Here is a 20,142-nt window from a genome sequence, read left to right on the forward strand (position 1 = left end):
AATGGAAGGTCTCAGTCATATGGACGCGGTGGACAGGCAGCTCATCCAGGCCCTCAGGGAGAACGGCAGGGCCTCGTACGCCGAGCTGGGGCGGCTCGTCGGGCTCTCCGGGCCCAGCGTCACCGACCGCATCAACCGGCTGGAGACCGCCGGCGTCATCACCGGTTACCGCGCCACCGTCGCCGCCGCCACGCTCGGGCTCGGGGTCACGGCCCTGATCGGCATCTCGCTCTCCGACGCCGCGGACCACGAGGACGTCGCGCGCCGGCTCAAGGACCTCGCCGAGATCGAGGACTGCTGGTTCATCGCGGGCGACGACTCGTACATGCTCAAGGTGCGGGTCGGTGACGTCGACGGCTTGGAGAAGACCATTCGCCGGCTCAGCGGAACCAAGGGCGTCTCCCGGACCCGGACCACGATCGTGCTCTCCACCAAGTGGGAGAACCGGGTCGGGGAACTCCCCGAGGAGTCGTAGGCGTAACGTGGTGGGGCCCCCGGGGGACCGGGGGTTTCCTCCGGTATCACGGTGGAACGCACAGCACGTCAGAGACATCTTGGAGGCAGCCGCATGGACGTTGGGCTCAAGCGCGAGCTGGAGGAGAAGGTCCGCGCGGGGGAGCGGCTGACCCGTGAGGACGGCATCGCCCTCTACGAGTCGGACGACCTGGCATGGCTCGGCGGCCTCGCCCACGAGGTGCGCACGCGCAAGAACGGCGACGTCGTGCACTTCAACGTCAACCGGCACCTCAACATGACGAACGTGTGCACCGCGTCGTGCGCTTACTGCTCGTTCCAGCGCAAGCCGGGCGAGAAGGACGCGTACACCATGCGCATCGAGGAGGCCGTCCGCCTGGCGAAGGCGATGGAGGGCGAGAGCCTCACCGAGCTGCACATCGTCAACGGGCTCCACCCCACCCTTCCGTGGCGTTACTACCCGCGCTCCCTCAGTGCACTGAAGGAAGCGCTCCCGCAGGTCTCCCTCAAGGCGTTCACCGCCACCGAGATCCACCACTTCGAGACCATCTCCGGGCTCTCCGCCTCCGAGATCCTCGACGAGCTGATCGAGGCCGGCCTGGAGTCGCTGACCGGCGGCGGCGCGGAGATCTTCGACTGGGAGGTCCGGCAGCACATCGTGGACCACAACACCCACTGGGAAGACTGGTCGCGCATCCACCGCCTTGCCCACGAGAAGGGTCTGAAGACCCCGGCGACGATGCTGTACGGGCACGTCGAGGAGCCCCGTCACCGCGTCGACCACGTGCTGCGGCTGCGTGAGCTCCAGGACGAGACCGGCGGCTTCCAGGTCTTCATCCCGCTGCGGTACCAGCACGACTTCGTGGACATGAAGGACGGCAAGGTCCGCAACAAGCTGCAGGCGCGGACGACGATGGCGACCGGCGCCGAGGCGCTGAAGACCTTCGCGGTCTCGCGTCTCCTCTTCGACAACGTCCCGCACGTCAAGGTCTTCTGGGTGATGCACGGGGTGCAGACCGCCCAGCTCGCGCTCCAGCACGGCGCGGACGACATGGACGGCTCGGTCGTCGAGTACAAGATCACGCACGACGCGGACAACTACGGCACGCCCAACAAGCTCGGCCGTGACGACCTGCTGGACCTGATCCGGGACGCGGGCTTCCGCCCCGTCGAGCGGAACACCCGGTACGAGATCATCCGCGAGTACCCGGGTCCGGACGCGGACCGTCGCGAGGCGCCGCAGGCCATGCGCGTCTGACGACCGGCGCGTTCCGCGTATTCTCCGCACGAAAGCCCCGGCCGCCGTCCCCGGTCGGGGCTTTCTCGCGTACTGGACGCTTCTTGGCCACCTCGCGGGTAATGGTTAATCTGCGTGTATGGCACTTACCTTTGAGCTGGATCCCAAGGTCGACCGCACCCTGCGGGACGGCATCTCCGGGCTCTGGGCCGATGTTTCCAACGCGGGCGGAGCCGTCGGCTTCGTGCCGCCCGTGACCGCCGACGAGATCCGGCCCGAGCTGGTCAAGCACCTCGCCGCCATGGCCGAGGGGCGTACCCGTCTGCTGGTCGGGTACGACGAGGAGGGCGCCGTCGCCGCCACGGCCTTCCTCACCCACAACACGCACCGCCTGATGGGCCACTGGCTCTGGATCTACACGGTGATGGTCCATCCGCGCCACCAGGGCAAGGGGTACGGCCGCGACCTGATGGCCGCCGCGGCGGAGGGCGCCCGGGGGATCGACGGCATCGAGGCGATCCGGCTCACCTGCCGGGGCGGCACGGGTGCCGACCGCTTCTACGCGTCGTGCGGGTACAAGGAGGTCGGACGGGTCCCGGGCGCCATCCGGGTCGCCGACGGCGACGACCGCGACGACATCGTGATGCTGCTCCCGCTGGGCTGAGGCACGGCTTCCGCCGGACGGACCCGCGCGGCCCGTCGGCCGCACCCGCCCGCCGAAGTGATCGATTTCGGGGCATGCTTCACTGGTCGGGCAGGATTGTCGTACGTAGAGAGAAGGCCAGCCGTGTCCGCTGCCAAGCCGAGCGCAACGATCCGGTACACCTTGATGCGTCTCAGCATCTTCGTCGGCTGCCTCGCCGTCGTCGCCGTGGCTGTCACCTACGGCCTGCTGCCCTCCGGGCTCGGCGGGTCCAACGTGATGTGGGTCGTCATGCTCGCCCTGCTTCTTTCCGCGCCCCTCAGCTATGTCCTGCTGCGCAAGCAGCGCGACGAGATGTCCGCGCAGATCGCCCCCAGGATCGACCGGGCCAAGGCGCGGCTGGTCGCGAACCAGGGGCAGGAGGACGGCGTCTCCCGGTAGACGGCGCACCGGGCCCGCCCAGGGCCCGGCGGCTGTCGGGCGGTGGGGACGTAAGTTTCCTCACGCCCGCACACTTTTCCTCCGAAACCCCAGCGCCGAGAGCCCCCTCCGGTGCTGGGGTTTCGGCGTTCCGCCGGTCCGCGCGGAGCAGGGTTCCCAAAGAAGTGCTTTGAGTTCCTCAAAGTTCAAGTGTTAACGTGTTCGACATGAAGACAGCTGTGCGCACCCACCTCGGAGCGAGCATCCCGCTCGTGGCGCGCCTGCATGTCGATCTCTGCCGCTGTATGTCCGCGGTCTGTTAGCCGCACGGTCCGAACCGGCACCATGCAGCGGCGCCGCCGCCCCTGACGCGGGCGCCGCACCCCCGTCCCCCAGCCTCGTCCCCGTGCGCCCCGATGCGCCACATCAGGAGTGTGTCCGTGTCCGCGAATCCCGCGTCCGCCACCGCCGGTCAGTCCGGCTCCGGTTTCCGTATACCCAAGGTCCCGTTCTGGGCCCAGATAGTCGCCGGTCTCGTCCTCGGCGTGCTGCTCGGCTGGCTCGCCCGCAGCCAGGACATCGGCTGGCTCTACACCACGCTCGACAAGGTCGGCCACATCTTCGTCCAGCTGCTGAAGCTGGCCGTCGCGCCCCTCGTCTTCTTCGCGATCCTGGTGTCGATCACCAACCTGCGCAAGGTCAACAACGCGGCCCGGCTGGCCAGCCGCACCGTGCTCTGGTTCATGATCACCTCGCTGATCGCGGTCGCCATCGGCCTCGTGATCGGTCTGATCACCAACCCGGGATCCGGCACCGGCCTCACCCCGAAGGACGGCAAGCTGCCGGACCACGCGGGCTCCTGGCTCGACTTCCTCACCGGGATCATCCCGGAGAACGTGATCACCCCGTTCACCGAGCTGAACGTCCTGCAGATCGTCTTCATGGCCGCCGTCGCCGGTATCGCCGCCCTGCAGCTCGGCGAGAAGGCCCAGCCGATCCTCAACCTCAGCGAGTCGATCCTGGAGCTCCTCCAGAAGGCCCTGTGGTGGGTCATCCGCCTCGCCCCCATCGGCACCATCGGCCTCATCGGCTACGCGATCGCCGACTACGGCTGGGACCTGATCGGCAAGTACGCGACGTTCACCGCGGACGTCTACATCGGCTGCGCCCTGGTGCTGTTCGGCGTCTACCCGCTGCTGCTCGCCACGGTCGCCAAGGTCAACCCGCTCCAGTTCTACAAGGGTGCCTGGCCCGCGATCCAGCTGGCCTTCGTCTCCCGCTCCTCGGTCGGCACGATGCCGGTCACCCAGAAGGTCACCGAGCGTCTCGGCGTCCCGAAGGAGTACGCGAGCTTCAGCGTCCCGTTCGGGGCGACCACGAAGATGGACGGATGCGCCGCGATCTACCCGGCGCTGGCCGCGATCTTCATCGCGCAGATCTTCGACATCCAGCTGGGTGTCGGCGACTACGTCCTGATCGCCTTCGTCTCGGTGATCGGCTCGGCGGCCACCGCCGGTCTCACCGGTGCCACGGTCATGCTCACCCTCACGCTGTCGACGCTGGGTCTGCCGCTGGAGGGCGTGGGTCTGCTGATGGCCATCGACCCGATCCTGGACATGATGCGTACGGCCACCAACGTGGCCGGCCAGGCGCTCGTCCCGGTGATCGTCTCGGCCCGCGAGAAGATCCTCGACCACGACGCGTACAACTCGGCCTCGTCCTCCCCGGTCGACGACGTCGTGGTGCGCGACGCGGAGCCGCAGGCGAAGGTGCCGGTCGCCGCATAACGACCATGTCCTGGGCGAGCGCCCCCGGTCCTTCGACGGACCGGGGGCGCTCGTCGTCGTCGGTGCGGGCGGATCCCCGGCGCGGCGCGATCACGCCGCTTCCGTCCGGGGTGAAACCGGCCACCGGGCGGTCCGGGAGAGGGGTCTGTGTACGACGGGCGGGAGGCCCGCGCCGTACCCTTGCCGAGGAGCAGGGCAGCGGGGCGGGAGGAAGTCGGACGTGGGTGCTGTGAAGAGCAAACGGATGCCGCGTGCCGTGCGCGAGCAGCAGATGATGGACGCCGCGGTGCAGACGTTCGGGCAGCGCGGGTACCGGGCCGCCTCGATGGACGAGATCGCGGAGCTGGCGGGGGTCTCCAAGCCGCTGGTCTACCTGTACCTGAACTCCAAGGAGGAGCTCTTCACCGCCTGCATCCGACGCGAGGCGAAGGCCCTGGTCGCGGCCGTCCGGTCGGGGGTCGAGCCGGGGCTGTCGGCGGACCGTCAGCTGTGGGCGGGACTGCGGGCGTTCTTCACGCACACCGCGGAGAATCCGGACGGCTGGTCGGTGCTGCACCGGCAGGCACGCACGCACGGGGAGTCGTTCGCCACCGAGGTCATGGTGATGCGGGACGAGATCGTTGCGTTCGTGACGGGTCTCATCGGCGCCGCGGCCCGCGAGGCGCACCACGATCCGGCGCTCGCGGACCGTGATGTGGCGGGTCTGGCACAGGCGCTGGTCGGTGCCGCGGAGTCGCTCGCCGGCTGGGCGAACGACACCCCGGGCGTCTCGGCGAAGGAGGCCGCGGCCACGCTGATGAACTTCGCCTGGGCGGGGCTGGAGAACCTGATGCACGGCCGTCCGTGGCTGCCGCCGGCCCAGCGCGCGGCCCGGCGGTAGCACCCCGTACGTCGTGTGCCGCGGTGTGCGGGCCGGGCGGAGGCATACGGCCGGGGTTCCGCGCGGCGGCGGTTCATCGCTCCGGTACCGCGGAGTCGTACGTCGTCGTCCCGGCGAGATGGACGCGGCCGTCACTTCGCAGCTGGAAGGCGGTTCCTGCGCCGTCCGCCGCGTACGTGACGGTCGCCGGGAGCAGGACGGGCGCCTTGAAGTCGGCCCGTACGTACCGGATCCGGCCCGGTTCGCCGGCTTCGGCCAGGCAGCGGGCCACCGTCCACATGCCGTGCGCGATGGCCCTCGGGAAGCCGAACAGCCGGGCGGTCAGCGGATGGAGATGGATCGGGTTCCGGTCGCCCGACGCGGCGCCGTAACGACGTCCCAGGTCGCCGGGGAGCCGCCACTCGGCCACGGCCGGCAGCTCCGTGACGGGGGGCGTGGCGACGGCCGCGGGTGCGGTCGCGGCGGCGGGGGCGTGCCGGGACAGATAGCCGCTGCGCGACTCCCAGACCGGCTCACCGTCCGACCGCACCTGCGTCACCACGGTGACCTCGGTGCCGCGGCGGTGGGGCGTCAGCCCGTCCGCGTACACCGTCAGTTCCATCCGGTTCGAGGGGTGCAGTGCCCGGTGCCGGGTGATGTCGATCCAGGTGTGGACCAGGCCGACGACCGGCAGCGGGAAGTTCCGTCCGGTCATCAGCCGCATCGCGAGCGGGAAACCCAGCACATGCGGGTACGTCAGCGGCAGTGCACCGGAGTCGGGGAAGCCGCAGATCTCGCGGTACGAGGCGAGAGCGCCGGGCGGCACACATACGTCGGCGGCGACCAGACGGTCGGCCGGGAGCACGGCGCCGGACCGGCCGGCCCGCTTGAACGGGGACGTGATCGCGCCACGCACGAGTGATGCCGTGAGGTCCCGGGAGGAGGCGGTCGTCATCGGAGGTCAGGCCCCCAGCAGGCTCTGGCCGCAGACCCGTACGATCTGGCCGTTGACGGCCGTCGACGCGGGCTGGGCGAACCAGGCGGTCGTCTCGGCGACGTCGACCGGCAGACCGCCCTGCGCGAGTGAGTTCATACGGCGGCCCGCCTCCCGGATGAAGAGGGGGACCGCGGCGGTCATCCCGGTCTCGATGAAGCCGGGGGCGACCGCGTTGACCGTGACGCCGTGGTCGGCGGCGGCGTGCGGGGCCAGGGAACGGACCAGGCCGATGATGCCCGCCTTGCTGGCCGCGTAGTTCGTCTGGCCGTTGTTGCCCGCGATACCGGCGATGGACGCGGTGGCCACGATCCGGCCGCCCCGGTTGACCGCGCCCGACTTGAGCAGGGCGTCCGTGGTGCGCAGCACGCTGCCGAGGTTCACTTCGATCACCGAGGCCCAGCGGTCGGCGGGCATGTTGGTGAGCCGCCGGTCGCGGGTGATGCCCGCGTTGTGGACGAGGACGTCCAAGCCCCCGGGAACCGCGGCGCCGATCCGTTCGGCGGCGTCGTCCGCGGTGATGTCCAGGGGCAGCGCGGTGGCGCCGAGCCGGTCGGCGGTGCGCTTCAACTCGTCGGCGGACTGCGGGATGTCGAGGCAGAAGACCTGGGCGCCGTCCCGTGCCAGGACCGAGGCGACCGCGGCGCCGATACCGCGGGCCGCCCCGGTGACCAGCGCGGTGCGTCCGTCGAGCGGCGCGGACCAGTCGGCGACGGGTCCGGGGGCGGCGCCGCTGAGCTCGATCACCTGGCCGCTGACGTACGCGGACCGGGGCGAGAGCAGGAACCGGAGGGTGGACTCGGCCGGCGCGACCGATCCCGGTGCGAGCCGCAGCAGTTGAACGGTGGCACCCTTGCCGATCTCCTTGCCGAGCGAGCGGACGAACCCTTCGAGTGCCTGCTGGGCGGCCGCCTGGTGATGGTCGTCCGCCGACGGCCGCACCCCGAGGACCACGATCCGGCCTCCCGGCGCCAGCGACCGTACGACCGGGTGCAGCGCCGCGTGCACGGCGCCGAGTCCTGAAGCGCTGTCGACGGCGGTCGCGTCCAGGACCATTGCGGCCGGACGGGCGGCCTGTCCGGGCCGGCCGGTCACCTCGAGGCCGATCGTGGCCAGGAGCGCGGCGAGCTCTTCGGTGACGGCGGAATCCCCGGCCGTGAGGTGCAGGAGCGGGCCGTCCAGCGACTGGGTCTCCAGCGACCAGCGGCGCAGCGGGGCGGGCTGCGGCAGACCGAGCCGGCGGGTCAGAAATCGGCCGGTTGCTGTGCCGGTGAAGTGCAGATAGCGGTCGGCCATTGTCCAGACTCCCTGCTCGGTCGTAGATTTACTCCGGAGTAAGGTTACTCAAGAGTCAGGAGCTGGTCGAGATGAGTTGGTCGAGATGATTCCCCTCGCTCTCCCGCAGCCGCGCCGGGTCGCGGTCATCGGCGGCAGCCGAATCCCGTTCGCCCGCTCCGACGGCCCCTACGCACGCGCCTCCAACCAGGAGATGCTCACCGCCGCACTGAACGGACTGGTCGAGCGGTTCGGGCTCCAGGGGCAGCAGGTCGGCGAGTTCGTCGCGGGCGCCGTCCTCAAGCACAGCCGGGACTTCAACCTGGCCCGGGAGACCGTGCTCGGTTCGGCGCTCGACCCGCGCACCCCCGCGTACGACATCCAGCAGGCTTGCGGCACCGGTCTCCAGGCCGTCGTCGCCGCCGCCAACAAGATCACGCTCGGCGCGGTCGACTCCGCGATCGCGGGAGGCACCGACACCGCGAGCGACGCGCCTCTCGGCGTCAACGACGAGCTGCGCAGGCTGCTGCTGGCGGCCCGGCGGGCGAAGTCGGCCGGTGGGCGGATCAAGGCCCTGGCGGGCGTACGGCCCCGGCATCTCGTCCCGGACATCCCGCGCAACGCCGAACCCCGCACCGGGCTCTCGATGGGCGAGCACGCGGCGATCACCGCCCGCCGATGGGACATCGCCCGCGCCGACCAGGACCTCCTCGCGGCCACCAGCCACCAGCGGCTCGCCGCCGCGTACGAACGGGGCTTCCTGCACGACCTCGTCGTCCCGTTCCTCGGCCTGGCCCGCGACCAGAACCTGCGCCCCGGCTCCACGGTGGAGAAACTCGCCACCCTCAGGCCGGTGTTCGGCGCCGACCACCCGGACGCCACGATGACCGCGGGCAACTCGACCCCGCTCACCGACGGTGCCGCCACCGTGCTGCTGGCGAGCGAGGAGTGGGCACGGGCGCGAGGACTGGAGCCGCTGGCCTACCTCTCGCTGTACGAGACCGCCGCCGTCGACCATGTGGGCGGTGAGGACGGCCTGCTGATGGCCCCCGCGCACGCCGTGCCGCGGATGCTGGAGCGCGCCGGGCTCACCGTCGAGGACTTCGACCTCTTCGAGATCCACGAGGCCTTCGCCTCCCAGGTGCTCGCCACCCTGGCCGCCTGGGAGAAGCAGGGGCTCGCCCCGGTCGACCGGGCGAAGCTGAACGTGGCCGGCTCGTCCCTCGCCACCGGGCATCCGTTCGCGGCGACCGGGGCGCGGATCGTCGCCACCCTGGCCGCGCTGCTCGCGGAACGGGGAGGGCCGGGCCGCGGACTGATCTCCATCTGCGCCGCGGGCGGCCAGGGCGTCACCGCGATCCTGGAACGCCCGTGACGCCCGTGCGGCTCATGACACCCGTGACGACCTGACGACCCGGCGCTTCGAGCCCGCCGGCGGCAGGCCGTCCGGCGCGCCCGATGACCCCCTGCAAGACCGTTCGGCGACCTGGGACGAAACGGCCGCCGGACGGAACCGGCGCACTGCCCGACCCCCGAGTTGAGGAGCCGCTCGTGTCCACGCCACTTTCTGCCGCCGCGCCCGCCGCGACGCCCGCCGTCCCCGCCCTGGTCGAGCCGACGAAGGTCAGGGCGGCGGACGGTTCGGTACGGCAGGTCTCCGTGCCGGCGTTCGCGCCCCCCGTCCGGCGCGGTTCGCTCGCCGAGATCCCCTTCGACAACGCCCGCGAGGCTCCGTCCGACGCCGTCCTCAGCCGCAAGGAGTCCGACGGTGGCTGGCAGGACGTGACGGCGGCGCAGTTCGCCGATGAGGTGCTCGCGGTGGCCAAGGGGCTGATCGCGGAAGGCCTGCGGGCCGGCGACCGGATCGCGATCATGGCCCGTACGACGTACGAATGGACGCTGCTCGACTTCGCGGGCTGGGCCGCCGGACTGGTCACCGTACCGATCTACCCGACCTCGTCCGCCTTCCAGGCCCGCTGGATCCTCCAGGACTCCGGCGCCGTGGCCTGCGCCGTCGAGACGGCGCAGGAGGGCCGGCTGATCAGCCAGGAGCGCCGGCAGCTCGGCGGGCTCACCCATCTCTGGCAGTTCGACACCGGAGCCCTCGCCCGGCTGAAGAAGCTGGGCAAGGACGTCCCCGACGACGCCGTCACCGCCCGCCGGGCCGCCCTGGGGCCCGAGACGCCCGCCACCCTCATCTACACCTCGGGCACCACCGGGCGCCCCAAGGGCTGCGTCCTGACCCACGGCAACTTCTTCGCCGAGGTCGACAACTCCATCGAGCTCCTCCACCCCGTCTTCAAATCGGTCAGCAAGTACCCGGCCTCGACGCTGCTCTTCCTGCCGTTGTCGCACGTCTTCGGGCGGATGGTCGCCATCGGCTGCCTGCGCGCCCGGGTCCGGCTCGGCCACGCCCCGTCCATCCGGACCGAGGATCTCCTCGCCGACCTGGCCGGTTTCCGGCCCTCGTTCCTGCTCGCCATCCCGTACGTCCTGGAGAAGGTCTACAACACCGGCCGCGCCACCGCCGAGAAGATGGGCCGCGCCTCGTCGTTCGACCGCGCCGCGCGGATCGCCCAGCGGTACGGGCAGGCGGTCGAGGCGGCCGAACACGGCACCGGACCCGGACCGGGCTGGGGGCTCCGGGCGGCCCGGGCGCTGTACGACCCGCTGGTCTACCGGCGGATCCGGGCCGCGCTCGGCGGACACGTCCGGTACGCGATCTGCGGCGGCTCCCCACTCGGCAGCCGGCTCGCGGCGTTCTACGCGGGCGCGGGCATCGAGATATTCGAGGGGTACGGGCTGACGGAGACGACCGCCGCCGCCACCGTCACCCCGCCGCTCAAACCACGCCTCGGCACGGTCGGCTGGCCGCTGCCGGGCACCGCCGTACGGATCGCGGACGACGGAGAGGTGCTGCTCAGCGGCGGCCAGGTGTTCACCGGCTACTGGGACGCCGAACGCGGCGCGGCGGTCCCCGCGCTCGACGGCGGCTGGTTCCCCACCGGCGACCTGGGCGCCCTCGACGAGGACGGCTATCTCACGATCACCGGCCGCAAGAAGGACATCATCATCACGTCGGGCGGCAAGAACGTCACCCCGGCCCCGCTGGAGGACTGGCTGCGCGCGCACCCGCTGGTCGGCCAGTGCATGGTGGTCGGCGACAACCGCTCGTTCATCACAGCCCTGATCACCCTGGAACCGGACGGGCTCGCGCACTGGCGGCAGATGCACAAGAAGCAGTCCGTGCCGATCAGGGAGCTGGTGGCGGACGAGGAGCTGCACGCCGCGCTGCAGCGGGCGGTCGACGAGGCCAACCGGCTGGTCTCACGCGCCGAATCCATCCGTAAGTTCGCCGTGCTGCCGGTCGACTTCACCGAGGAGGGCGGCCATCTGACGCCTTCGCTGAAACTGAAACGGGACACGATCGCGCAGGACTTCGAGGCGGAGATCGAGCAGCTGTACCGGAAGTAGCGGCCGGGCCGGGGCGTGGCCGCGCATGCTCGCCGGGCCCCCCGGGGAGCTCCGCCCGCATGCCCGGGTGTCTGCCGGGTCCCGTGGGTCTACTGGGGAGGCCGGAACTCCGGCACTCTTGAGTCCGTTCAGGCCCGACCGATACCACGCACCGCACTCCACACCCCGATTCCGACTCGGAGGATGCATGCGCTCCTTACGTATCGCCCTGCTCGCCCTGGCGGCCCTGCTCGCAGGACTGCTCAGTGCCACGCCCGCCACCGCCGCGCCGAACTTCAAGGCGCCGTTCCCCTGCGGTCAGACGTGGACCTACAGCCACCATTCGGCGGAGGTCAGATCGGCGCTCGACTTCGTGCGCTCCGACGGCGGCGCCACCGCCGGCACCCCGGTCCTCGCCTCCTCGGGCGGGACCGCCCACCGCTACTCCCAGCCGAGCGGTGCGGGCAACTACATCGCGATCGACCACGGCGGCGGCTGGCAGACCTACTACTTCCACCTCGCCTCCTACTCCGTGGCCGACGGGGCCTCGGTCTCCCAGGGCCAGCAGATCGGCGTCACCGGCTCGACCGGGAACAGCACGGGCGCCCACATCCACTACGAGCAGCTGTACAACGGGGTCGGCCAGAGCATCGTGATCAACGGCCTGTCGATGGCGCCCTATCCGGGTTCGTACGACAGCAAGTACCTGACCAGTGACAACGGTTGTGGCGGCGGCAGCGCCACGTACTGGGTGGACACCTTCGCCGCCGCGACCGGCTATGCCGCACCCGACACCGCGGACGCGCAGGGCGTCCTGAACGCGGGCACCAACTACGTCTACTGCAAGGTGTGGGGCGCCCAGATCGGATCCGGCGGCGCCTACAACCACTGGTGGCTGAAGACCGACCTGGACACGGTGTACGCGGGCAAGAACGGGCGGGGCGCCTATGTCTCCGCCTACTACCTCTCCCGCTGGGGCAACGACGAGGCACGCGACAACAACGGCACGGTGATTCCCGACTGCTGACCGGACCACGGTCCGGGGGTCCTGCCCGCCCGTCCATGAGGTCCGGCGGGCAGGACCTCCGGCGGGGTCGGGCGGCGGGCCCCGGATTCGTGCGGATTGGTTCGGAAAGCCGCGCGGGCGTGGCGCACAATGCCCCCGGCACGGGTCTCGGCGGCGGTCTGGACGGCCGGGTACCAGGGGCCGGCGGTGAGGCCCTTCCGACTGCGGCCGGGGGCTCCCACACGGCCGTCGAAGGCTTCCTCAAACGGGGTCTGAGCTGGGCTTTTACGTATTCCGTCCGTACCGTTCCGCTCATCGTGAGAGGGGATCCGATGGACCGGAACATACGCACGGTCGACGATGTGCTGACGCTGCTGGACGGCCTGTTCGCGCCGGAGGCCGACCGGTGGACGGCGGGTGGGTCCGCCTGGTGGGACGGTTTCTACACCGACCGCTCGAAGCCGGTGCCGTTCTTCGTGCCGAAGCCGGACGAGAACCTGGTGTCGTACCTCGACCGCGGACTGATCGCGCCGGGCAGGGCGCTCGACCTGGGCTGCGGGCCGGGCCGCAACGCACTCCATCTCGCCTCCCTGGGCTTCCAGGTGGACGCCGTCGACCTCTCCCCGGCGGCCGTCACCTGGGCCGAGGAGCGCGCCCGTGCGGCCGGGGCCGAGATCAGCTTCCACTGCGGAGACGCCTTCGCCCTCGCCGGGGCGGAGTTGGCCGGTCCCTACGACCTGATCCACGACTCCGGCTGCTTCCACCATCTGCCGCCCCACCGCCGCATCAGCTACCTCGCCCTCCTCGACCGCGTCCTCGCCCCCGGCGGGCACCTCGCCCTCACCTGTTTCGCCGCAGGGGGGATGGGCTCCGAGCTGCCCGACGCGGAGTTCTACCACCGGTCCGGTCTCCAGGGCGGACTCGCCTACTCGCCGGAGTCCCTGCGCGGGATCTTCTCCGGTCTGACCGAGGTCGAACTGCGCCGCATGCACGACGAGCCGCCCGGGTCCGCGTGCTTCGGCGAACCGTTCCTGTGGACGGCCTTGTTCCGCCGCGACGAGCAGAGGGTGTCCGGCTGACCGGGCACGGTCGCCGCCGCCGTCAGACCACGCAGAACTCGTTGCCCTCCGGGTCCGTCATCTCCACGTGGTCGGGCCTGCCGTCCATCTCGTGCTCGTGCACCACCTCCGCGCCCGCCGCGGTCAGCCGTGCGACCGTCTCGACGACGCGCGGCCACCGCACCTCCCAGGGGGTCTCGCGGCCGCCGCCCGCCTGGACGTCCAGGTGCACGCGGTTCTTGGCCGACTTCGGCTCCGGCACCTTCAGGAACGACAGCGCGGGCCCCACCCCGTCCGGATCGCACAGGTAAGCACCGTCGTCCCATTCCTCCTCCGGGACGCCGTGGCGGGCGAACCACTCCTCCCAGCTCCCGAACCCGGCGGGCGGCGGCTTCCGAACGTAGCCGAGGGCCAGGGCCCAGAACTCCGCAAGCAGGGCAGGGCGCGCGCAGTCGAACGTCACGGTCCACCTGGTCGACATGGCTCCTCCTGTGTCCGGGCGAGTGGTGAGGACCGTACCGCGCGCCACCGACGTCAACCGTCCGGCAGCAGGGTGGGCCCGGCCGTGGGCCGGGACCGAGCGGCGGGACCCGGCCGGGGTCCACGGGGTCTCCGGTGGGACCCGGGGCGCGTGGCCCGGGCTCCGCGCACGCCGCGTCGGGTCAGGTCGTGCGCCAGTAGCCCAGCGCGTTCACCCGCTCCTTGGAGACCCCGAGTTCCCTGCGCGCGTACGAGGCCAGACTCCGGGTCGTCGCCGTGTCGCAGGCGATCCAGAGGTACGCCTCCGAAGGGTCGCCCAGCAGCGCGGGAAGAGCGGCCCTCACCTCCTCGACCAGGTGGGCCCCCGCGTCGCGGCGGGGCACCAGGTGCAGGGTGTGACGGTCCGGGTCCAGGCGGAACGGCAGCTTCTCGTCGGAGGCGTGCGCCGTCTCGAACCAGATGGTCGCCCGGGCCTGCGGGACCGCCCCCAGCAGGGAGTTGATCGCCGGCAGGGATGCCGGGTCGCCGATCACGAAGAGCCGGGCGGGCTCCGGTTCGGGCAGGGCGAAGCCGGTGCCCTGGAGCGTCGCCTCGATCGTGTCGCCGGGCTGCGCGGTGCGTACCCAGTCGCTCGCGGCGCCCTGATGCAGGGCGAATTCGAGACTGAACGTCCCGGCGGCCGGGTCCGGGTCGACCAGGGTGTAGGCGCGCTGATGAGGTCTGCCGTCCTGCTCGAACCAGATCCTGACCCACATCGTCGGGTGCGCGCCGCCGGCCGCGGCGAGCAGCCCGCCGTCGGTCAGGTGCACCCGCCGGAAGTCCTCGGTGACCTGTTCGGCCCCGGTCACGGTGAACTCGAAGTCCTTCCCGCGCATCAGTTTGAGGACCACGCCCTCCCAGCCATGCCCCACAGCTGTCTCCTCCCCGGGGAATTGCCGAAATCGCTTTAGGTTAGGCTAACCTAAATTGCGAGGCGGGGATCTGGACAGGGGTGGGTATCGGCATGCGCGACGAGGTCTATCGGGACGACTGGGGCATCCCCCACCTGCGTGCCGCCGGAGCCCGCGAACTCGCCCGCGCCCAGGGCCGAAACGCCGCCCTGGACCGGGCCTGGCAGATCGAGGTCGAGCGGCACCGGGTGCAGGGCACCACGGCCGCGTTCCTCGGCCCCGACGCCGTCGAGTGGGACCGGTTCGCCCGCCGGGCCAGGCTGGACGACACCGCCCGGCGCTGCTTCGAACGCCTGGAACGCCTTGCACCGGAGACCGCCGACTGGGTGCGGTCGTACGTCGACGGCGTCAACGCCGGACTCGGCGAAGGCGACGGGCTGGCCCCCGAGTTCGCGGCCGTGGGGCTGGCCCCGGGGACCTGGAGACCCTGGACGCCGCTGGGTGTCTGGCTCTCCACCCACATTCTGTTCGCCGGTTTCCCCACCAAGCTCTGGCGTGAGGAGGTCGCCCGCAGGCTCGGCGACGGTTCCGTCGAGCTCTTCGCCACCGACGGCCCCGGCACCTCCGGCAGCAACGGCTGGCTCGTCACCGGTGAGCGCACCGCCACCGGCGCACCGATCATCGCGGGCGACCCGCACCGGTTCATCGAGGACCCGGGCGTCTACCAGCAGATCCGGCTCGCCTGCCCCGAGTTCGACGTGGTGGGCCTCGCAGTCCCCGGCGTCCCCGGTCTCGCCCACTTCGGCCACACCGGGCAGGTCGCCTGGGCGATCACCAACGCGATGGCCGACTACCAGGACCTCTACCGGGAGCGGCTGCGGCGCACCCCGGGCGGCGTCGTCGAGGCGCTCGGCCCGGACGGCTGGGAACCGGCCGCCGCCCACACCGAGACCATCGACGTCGCGGGCGCGGACGCCGTGACCGTCGAGATCGTCGAGACCGGCCGCGGCCCGGTCGTCATCGGCGACCCGGACACCGGGGCGGAGACGGTCAGCCTCCGCCACCCGCCCCGCGTCACCGGCGAACTCGGCTTCGAAGTCCTGCCCGCGATGCTCCGTGCCCGTACGGTCGACGAGCTCGACGCCGCCCTGGACCGGTGGGTGGAGCCGATCAACGTGGTCCTGGCGGCGGACACGACGGGAGGGACCCTGCACCGGGTTGCCGGACACGTACCGCTGCGCCCCGCTGCGAACCGGCTGCGCCTCGTGCCCGCCTGGGACCCCGCGTACGCCTGGCGGGACGGCCGCGCGCCGATGCCGCGCGAGAAGGTCCGGGGCTCCGCCGTGATGGCGAACCAGCGGGGAATCGCCGGCCCGCTCGGCGTCGAGTTCGCGCCCGCGCACCGGGCCGACCGGATACGGGAGCTCCTCGGCGGCTCCGCCCGGTGGACCGCCGAGGAGATGGCCGACCTCCACATGGACACCCGTCTCGCCTCGGCCCGGCCCCTGCTGGCACTGCTGGCGCAGGTGACCGTCCAGGACGGCACGGAGGCCGGGCGGCTGCGCGACCGGCTGCTGCGCTGGGACCGGAGGATGGGCGCCGACAGCACCGACGCAACGATGTACGCGGCGCTCCGCGCCGAGGTCGTGCACCGGCTGGCCGCCCACCCGGCCCTCGCTCCGCTGCGCGGTTCTGCGCATACGGATCCGTACCCGGAGCTGTTCCGGCCGTGGCTGGCGACCGTGCCGAGGATCGCCTACGCGCTGGAGGGCCTGCTGACGGGGCCCGCCGGGCCGTTGACGCACGAGGACCGTGTGACAGCGGTGGCGGAGGCGCTGGAGCGCGTACCGGCCGGGGACACGGCCGTCCCCTGGGGCGAGCTGCACCGGCTGACCCCCTGGCAGTCGCTGCCCGGTATGAACCCCGGTGAGACCTGGCCGGGGCTCGCGGGCGACCACGACTGCGTCCTGTCCACGTCCAGCGTCCCCGGCGTCACGGACGGCAGCGCCCGCGGCCCCGCCGCCCGCTACGTCTGGGACCTGGCACGGCGCGAGGACAGCCTGTGGGTGGTCCCGCTCGGCGCGTCCGGGATCCCGGGCGACACCCATCACCGCGACCAACTGCCGCTGTGGGTACGGGGAGAGCTCGTCCCCGTGGTCACCGACTGGAATCTGCTGCACCGAGAAGAGGAGAGACAGGGATGAGCCCCGAGACGACCGCCGGGACGGCACCGGGCACGGGCGCCCGTTCCCCCGGGTACGAGCGGGAGGTCGCAGGGTTCGGCACCGTCCGGATCGTCCCCGTCGATCCGGCCGGCGACCTGGACCTGATCCATTCCTGGGTCACCGAGGAGCGGGCCCGCTTCTGGGGCATGGGCGGCCACAGCCGCGAACAGGTGCTGGAGATCTACGAGTTCCTGGATTCTCTCACCACGCACCATGCCTACCTGGTCCACCGTGACGGTGTTCCCGTGGCGCTCTTCCAGCGGTACGAGCCGGACGCCGACCCGCTCGGAGAGTGCTACGACGTCCAGCCCGGTGACCACGGTGTCCACCTGCTGATCGGTCCCGCGGACAGCGCGGAACCCGGTTTCACCGGCGCCCTGCTCTCCGCGTTCATCGACTTCGTCTTCCGCGACCCCACCCGTCTCCGGGTCGTCGTCGAGCCCGACGCCCGCAACACGAAGGCGATCGACCGCATGGTGCGCGCCGGGTTCGAACTGGGCCCGGAGGTCGAGAAGCCGGAGAAGCGGGCCCGGCTCGCGTTCCTGAGCCGGGACGCCGTGCGGGGCTGATCCCGGAGCGCCGGAGCCCCGGCGCCCCCGGCGCCGGGGGCACGCGAGCCCGGCGTGATCCGGACGAGAGGCGGCCCTAACCGCCCAGGAACACCGGATTGGTCAGTGCCGCCAGTGCCCCGGGCAGCCCCGGCACGGCCGCCGGATGACGGACCTCGGCGCGGACGTACGCGGCGTACGCCGGAGTCGTACGCCACTCGACCGTGCCCGAGCCGGACTCCGGCAACGTGGAGACGAACAGCGTGCCCTCGTCCGTGACGAACTGCGCGGTGCACCCGGGCGCCCCGGTCACCTCAAGCCGTACCGTGACCGGTGTGTCCGCGTCGGCCCGGAGCCGCTCGCCGATCCCCGCGTGCCCGCCGCGCCCGCCCGACACCCCGAAGGAGAGGGCGACGGCGGACGACTCGGCGATGTAGGAGTGTCCGGCCCGGATGCCCGCCACGATCGCGTCGCGCGAGAGTTCGTCGGCGAGCACCACGGTCTGCGGCAGCCCCACCACGTCCGGATCGCGGTGCGCGTCGCTGTTGCCCATGGCGGGGAGCCAGGGCTTCGACGCGCGGACGGCCGCGACGAGGGAGTTGTCCCACTCGGCGAGCGCGATCTCGTCGTCCGGGGTGTACGGCCCGTTCCACACCTCCACGGCGTCCGCCTCACCGAACCCGAATTTCCAGTGGCAGCCGATGCAGGTGGCGTGCGGATGCGCCGGGACGACCAGACCGCCGGCCCGGCGGACGGCCTTCGCGTAGTGCCCGAAGCGGTTGTCGCGGGCCCGGTAGCGCCAGTCGACGAAGGTACCGGGGTCGGTGGAGAGCGCGAGCACGTGGCCGTTGCGGGTGGTGATCTCCTCGCCGGTCAGGATGAGCAGGTCGTCACCCCACAGTCCCTGCCACGCGCCGTGCGCGGAGCAGGTGTTGTGCTCGCTGCTGTTGATGAAGTCGAGCCCGGCGGCGCGCGCGGCGGCGGCGATCTCGGCCGGGGTGCGCCTGCCGTCCGAGTGGACGGAGTGCAGATGGCAGTCGCCGCGGTACCAGGCGAGGCCGCGCCCCTTGGCGCGATCGGGCGGGTACACGGGTTTCGGGGTGGTGCCGGGCGCACCGGAGCGGAGGGTGATCGTCACCTCGTACGGGAGCCCGTCGGGGGCGACGGTGTAGGGCCCCAGCGCGATGTGCCAGGTCCCGGCGCGCACCGGACCGGCGATGTATCCCGGTGTCGCCTCGTCCGCCCTGATGAAGAATTCGGTGCGTGCCCCGCCGGACCACCCGCGGAATCCGCGTCCGCCCGGCTCGGTGCCGCGCTCGTCGAAGATGCCGATGTCGAGCGCGTTGCCCTGCGTCCCGGCCGGGACGGACGTCTTTTCGTACGTGTAGGAGACGGCGATCTCGCGTACCCCGGCGGGCACGTCGACCGGCAGGTAGACGAAGTCGGGCGATCCGGTCGGCAGGGTGCCGCGCACGGTCCTGGTCCGGTCGGCCGGGGCCGCTGCGCCGTCCTCGCCGGCTGCGGCGTTCGCGAAGCTCACGGTGGACAACGTTAGGGCGGTGGTGGCCGCCCCGACGAGAAGGCCGCGCCTTCCGAACGGGCCTCGCTGCGATGTGTGCGATCCGGTCATACGAGTGGCTCCCCAAGGTGTCGCGAGTGGCGTGGGTGACGAACTCGAACCCTGGTATGGGGCCATGAACTCCCGGCAAAAGGAAGAAGAGTTATGGCCAAGACTCACGGATCGGCCGTGGGGAACGACGCCGGGTGCGGCCAGGAGGGTGCTTCGACCGCCCGCGACCGGTCACCCCTGGGCCCGCCGACCGGCACGGCATACGGTTTGACCCGCCACCAGACGACGACGGAGGGGCCCCGCATGCGGATCGCCACAACGATCTTCCTCACCGACGAGACCATCACACCGGTACGGCTCGCGCGCGAGCTCGAACAGCGCGGATTCGCCGGGCTCTATCTGCCCGAGCACACCCACATCCCGGTGAGCAGGGACACCCCGTACCCGGCGGGCGGAGAACTCCCGCGCGAGTACGGCCGCACCCTCGACCCGTTCGTGGCCCTCGGGCAGGCAGCCGCGGTCACGCAGCGGCTGGCGCTCGGCACCGGCATCACTCTGATCGCCCAGCACGACCCGATCGGCCTGGCGAAGCAGATCGCCACGCTCGACCACCTCTCCCACGGGCGGTTCACGCTGGGCCTCGGCTACGGCTGGAACGTCGAGGAAGCCGCGGACCACGGGGTGACCTGGTCGACCCGGCGTGAGCTGGCCCGCGACAGGATGGCACTCATGCGCGCCCTGTGGGCCGACGAACCCACCGGGCACACCGGCGAGTTCGGGTCCGTCCGGGCCAGCCACGCGTATCCGAAGCCGGTCCAGAAGCCGCGCGGGCCGGTGACAGGTCCGCGGACCCTGATCGGCGGCGCGGCCGGCCCCGGGCTGTTCGCCCGCATCGCGGAGCACGCGGACGGCTGGCTCCCGATCGGCGGCCGGGGCCTGACGGAGTCGGTGCCGGCGCTGCGAGCGGCCTGGGAATCGGCGGGCCGCGACCCGCGGCAGCTCCAGGTCGTGCCGTACGCGGTGCTGCCGAGCGCGGGGAAGCTGGCGCACTACGCGGACCTGGGCATCGACGAGGTCGTACTGCAGTTGCCTCCGGCGGGCGAGGCCGAGGTGCTGCGCGCGCTGGACGCCTACACGGAATATCTGTGACCCATGGGGCCGGAGCCGTTCGGCGGGCGGGGACCGCTCGGGTGACGTCCGCACCGGAGCCCCGGGAGGCCTGG

The 20,142-nt window shown here is 71.7% G+C and carries 18 protein-coding genes; 13 read left to right on the forward strand and 5 right to left on the reverse strand.

What is annotated here, in order from left to right; genetic code table 11:
- Positions 1 to 19: 19 nt before the first annotated feature.
- From ACFVXE_RS18360 to ACFVXE_RS18385, 6 genes are all read left to right on the forward strand, one after another.
- The gene (locus ACFVXE_RS18360; RefSeq protein WP_389672180.1) at positions 20 to 475 is read left to right on the forward strand and encodes an Lrp/AsnC family transcriptional regulator; all 456 of its coding nucleotides are present in this window, start codon (positions 20 to 22) and stop codon (positions 473 to 475) included.
- Positions 476 to 568: 93 nt separating this feature from the next.
- Positions 569 to 1,732: an aminofutalosine synthase MqnE gene (mqnE, locus tag ACFVXE_RS18365; RefSeq protein WP_389672181.1), complete on the forward strand. Its 1,164-nt coding sequence runs from the start codon at positions 569 to 571 to the stop codon at positions 1,730 to 1,732.
- Between the two features lie 118 nt (positions 1,733 to 1,850).
- Positions 1,851 to 2,375 (forward strand): GNAT family N-acetyltransferase, encoded by a 525-nt coding sequence (locus ACFVXE_RS18370; RefSeq protein ID WP_389672182.1) that lies wholly within the window; start codon positions 1,851 to 1,853, stop codon positions 2,373 to 2,375.
- 123 nt (positions 2,376 to 2,498) lie between these two features.
- The gene (locus ACFVXE_RS18375) at positions 2,499 to 2,795 is read left to right on the forward strand and encodes a DUF4229 domain-containing protein (protein WP_389672183.1); all 297 of its coding nucleotides are present in this window, start codon (positions 2,499 to 2,501) and stop codon (positions 2,793 to 2,795) included.
- A gap of 419 nt (positions 2,796 to 3,214) precedes the next feature.
- Positions 3,215 to 4,561: a dicarboxylate/amino acid:cation symporter gene (locus tag ACFVXE_RS18380; RefSeq protein WP_389672184.1), complete on the forward strand. Its 1,347-nt coding sequence runs from the start codon at positions 3,215 to 3,217 to the stop codon at positions 4,559 to 4,561.
- A 244-nt stretch (positions 4,562 to 4,805) separates the two neighbouring features.
- Complete coding sequence (locus ACFVXE_RS18385; protein ID WP_389672222.1) at positions 4,806 to 5,441, forward strand: TetR/AcrR family transcriptional regulator; 636 nt, start codon at positions 4,806 to 4,808, stop codon at positions 5,439 to 5,441.
- A 73-nt stretch (positions 5,442 to 5,514) separates the two neighbouring features.
- Here ACFVXE_RS18385 and ACFVXE_RS18390 read toward each other — a convergent pair whose 3' ends face one another.
- Both ACFVXE_RS18390 and ACFVXE_RS18395 read right to left on the reverse strand, forming a co-directional pair.
- Complete coding sequence (locus ACFVXE_RS18390; protein ID WP_389672185.1) at positions 5,515 to 6,375, reverse strand: MaoC/PaaZ C-terminal domain-containing protein; 861 nt, start codon at positions 6,373 to 6,375, stop codon at positions 5,515 to 5,517.
- A 6-nt stretch (positions 6,376 to 6,381) separates the two neighbouring features.
- Positions 6,382 to 7,710, reverse strand: a complete 1,329-nt coding sequence (locus ACFVXE_RS18395; RefSeq protein ID WP_389672186.1) for a 3-oxoacyl-ACP reductase — start codon at positions 7,708 to 7,710, stop codon at positions 6,382 to 6,384.
- An 85-nt stretch (positions 7,711 to 7,795) separates the two neighbouring features.
- Here ACFVXE_RS18395 and ACFVXE_RS18400 point away from each other — a divergent pair, with 85 nt between their 5' ends.
- The 4 genes from ACFVXE_RS18400 to ACFVXE_RS18415 all read left to right on the forward strand — a co-directional run bounded on the left by ACFVXE_RS18400 (position 7,796) and on the right by ACFVXE_RS18415 (position 13,227).
- Positions 7,796 to 9,064, forward strand: a complete 1,269-nt coding sequence (locus ACFVXE_RS18400; RefSeq protein WP_389672187.1) for an acetyl-CoA C-acetyltransferase — start codon at positions 7,796 to 7,798, stop codon at positions 9,062 to 9,064.
- A 176-nt stretch (positions 9,065 to 9,240) separates the two neighbouring features.
- Complete coding sequence (locus ACFVXE_RS18405; protein WP_389672188.1) at positions 9,241 to 11,163, forward strand: AMP-dependent synthetase/ligase; 1,923 nt, start codon at positions 9,241 to 9,243, stop codon at positions 11,161 to 11,163.
- Between the two features lie 187 nt (positions 11,164 to 11,350).
- Positions 11,351 to 12,169 carry a M23 family metallopeptidase gene (locus ACFVXE_RS18410; protein ID WP_389672189.1) on the forward strand — a complete coding sequence of 273 codons (819 nt, stop codon included), beginning with the start codon at positions 11,351 to 11,353 and terminating at the stop codon, positions 12,167 to 12,169.
- 311 nt (positions 12,170 to 12,480) lie between these two features.
- Positions 12,481 to 13,227, forward strand: a complete 747-nt coding sequence (locus tag ACFVXE_RS18415; RefSeq protein WP_389672190.1) for a class I SAM-dependent methyltransferase — start codon at positions 12,481 to 12,483, stop codon at positions 13,225 to 13,227.
- A gap of 22 nt (positions 13,228 to 13,249) precedes the next feature.
- On the opposite strand, the gene ACFVXE_RS18420 is transcribed toward ACFVXE_RS18415, so the two are convergent.
- Positions 13,250 to 13,687: a VOC family protein gene (locus ACFVXE_RS18420; RefSeq protein ID WP_389672191.1), complete on the reverse strand. Its 438-nt coding sequence runs from the start codon at positions 13,685 to 13,687 to the stop codon at positions 13,250 to 13,252.
- A gap of 181 nt (positions 13,688 to 13,868) precedes the next feature.
- Positions 13,869 to 14,597, reverse strand: coding sequence for a siderophore-interacting protein (locus ACFVXE_RS18425; protein ID WP_389672192.1), 729 nt, complete (start codon positions 14,595 to 14,597; stop codon positions 13,869 to 13,871).
- 80 nt (positions 14,598 to 14,677) lie between these two features.
- Between ACFVXE_RS18425 and ACFVXE_RS18430 the strand changes: the two genes are divergently transcribed.
- Together ACFVXE_RS18430 and ACFVXE_RS18435 are read left to right on the forward strand one after the other, a co-directional pair.
- Complete coding sequence (locus ACFVXE_RS18430) at positions 14,678 to 16,780, forward strand: penicillin acylase family protein (protein ID WP_389672193.1); 2,103 nt, start codon at positions 14,678 to 14,680, stop codon at positions 16,778 to 16,780.
- The gene (locus ACFVXE_RS18435) at positions 16,777 to 17,370 is read left to right on the forward strand and encodes a GNAT family N-acetyltransferase (protein ID WP_389672194.1); all 594 of its coding nucleotides are present in this window, start codon (positions 16,777 to 16,779) and stop codon (positions 17,368 to 17,370) included. The genes ACFVXE_RS18430 and ACFVXE_RS18435 overlap by 4 nt, the downstream gene beginning before the upstream one ends.
- A gap of 76 nt (positions 17,371 to 17,446) precedes the next feature.
- Here the strand turns inward: ACFVXE_RS18435 and ACFVXE_RS18440 are convergent, their stop codons facing one another.
- Positions 17,447 to 18,979, reverse strand: a complete 1,533-nt coding sequence (locus tag ACFVXE_RS18440) for a CehA/McbA family metallohydrolase (protein ID WP_389672195.1) — start codon at positions 18,977 to 18,979, stop codon at positions 17,447 to 17,449.
- 243 nt (positions 18,980 to 19,222) lie between these two features.
- Here ACFVXE_RS18440 and ACFVXE_RS18445 point away from each other — a divergent pair, with 243 nt between their 5' ends.
- Positions 19,223 to 20,068, forward strand: a complete 846-nt coding sequence (locus ACFVXE_RS18445; protein ID WP_389672196.1) for an LLM class F420-dependent oxidoreductase — start codon at positions 19,223 to 19,225, stop codon at positions 20,066 to 20,068.
- The last annotated feature ends 74 nt before the right edge of the window (positions 20,069 to 20,142 follow it).

The sequence above is a fragment of the Streptomyces sp. NPDC058231 genome, assembly GCF_042882275.1.
GTDB lineage: Bacteria > Actinomycetota > Actinomycetes > Streptomycetales > Streptomycetaceae > Streptomyces.

Coding starts and splice junctions, on each gene's coding strand:
- ACFVXE_RS18440 (WP_389672195.1), bottom strand. CDS start 18,979: ATGACCGGATCGCACACATCGCAGCGAGGCCCGTTCGGAAGGCGCGGC.
- ACFVXE_RS18390 (WP_389672185.1), bottom strand. CDS start 6,375: ATGACGACCGCCTCCTCCCGGGACCTCACGGCATCACTCGTGCGTGGC.
- ACFVXE_RS18395 (WP_389672186.1), bottom strand. CDS start 7,710: ATGGCCGACCGCTATCTGCACTTCACCGGCACAGCAACCGGCCGATTT.
- ACFVXE_RS18415 (WP_389672190.1), top strand. CDS start 12,481: ATGGACCGGAACATACGCACGGTCGACGATGTGCTGACGCTGCTGGAC.
- ACFVXE_RS18420 (WP_389672191.1), bottom strand. CDS start 13,687: ATGTCGACCAGGTGGACCGTGACGTTCGACTGCGCGCGCCCTGCCCTG.
- ACFVXE_RS18445 (WP_389672196.1), top strand. CDS start 19,223: ATGCGGATCGCCACAACGATCTTCCTCACCGACGAGACCATCACACCG.
- ACFVXE_RS18400 (WP_389672187.1), top strand. CDS start 7,796: ATGATTCCCCTCGCTCTCCCGCAGCCGCGCCGGGTCGCGGTCATCGGC.
- ACFVXE_RS18410 (WP_389672189.1), top strand. CDS start 11,351: ATGCGCTCCTTACGTATCGCCCTGCTCGCCCTGGCGGCCCTGCTCGCA.
- ACFVXE_RS18360 (WP_389672180.1), top strand. CDS start 20: ATGGACGCGGTGGACAGGCAGCTCATCCAGGCCCTCAGGGAGAACGGC.
- ACFVXE_RS18435 (WP_389672194.1), top strand. CDS start 16,777: ATGAGCCCCGAGACGACCGCCGGGACGGCACCGGGCACGGGCGCCCGT.
- mqnE (WP_389672181.1), top strand. CDS start 569: ATGGACGTTGGGCTCAAGCGCGAGCTGGAGGAGAAGGTCCGCGCGGGG.
- ACFVXE_RS18370 (WP_389672182.1), top strand. CDS start 1,851: ATGGCACTTACCTTTGAGCTGGATCCCAAGGTCGACCGCACCCTGCGG.
- ACFVXE_RS18385 (WP_389672222.1), top strand. CDS start 4,806: ATGCCGCGTGCCGTGCGCGAGCAGCAGATGATGGACGCCGCGGTGCAG.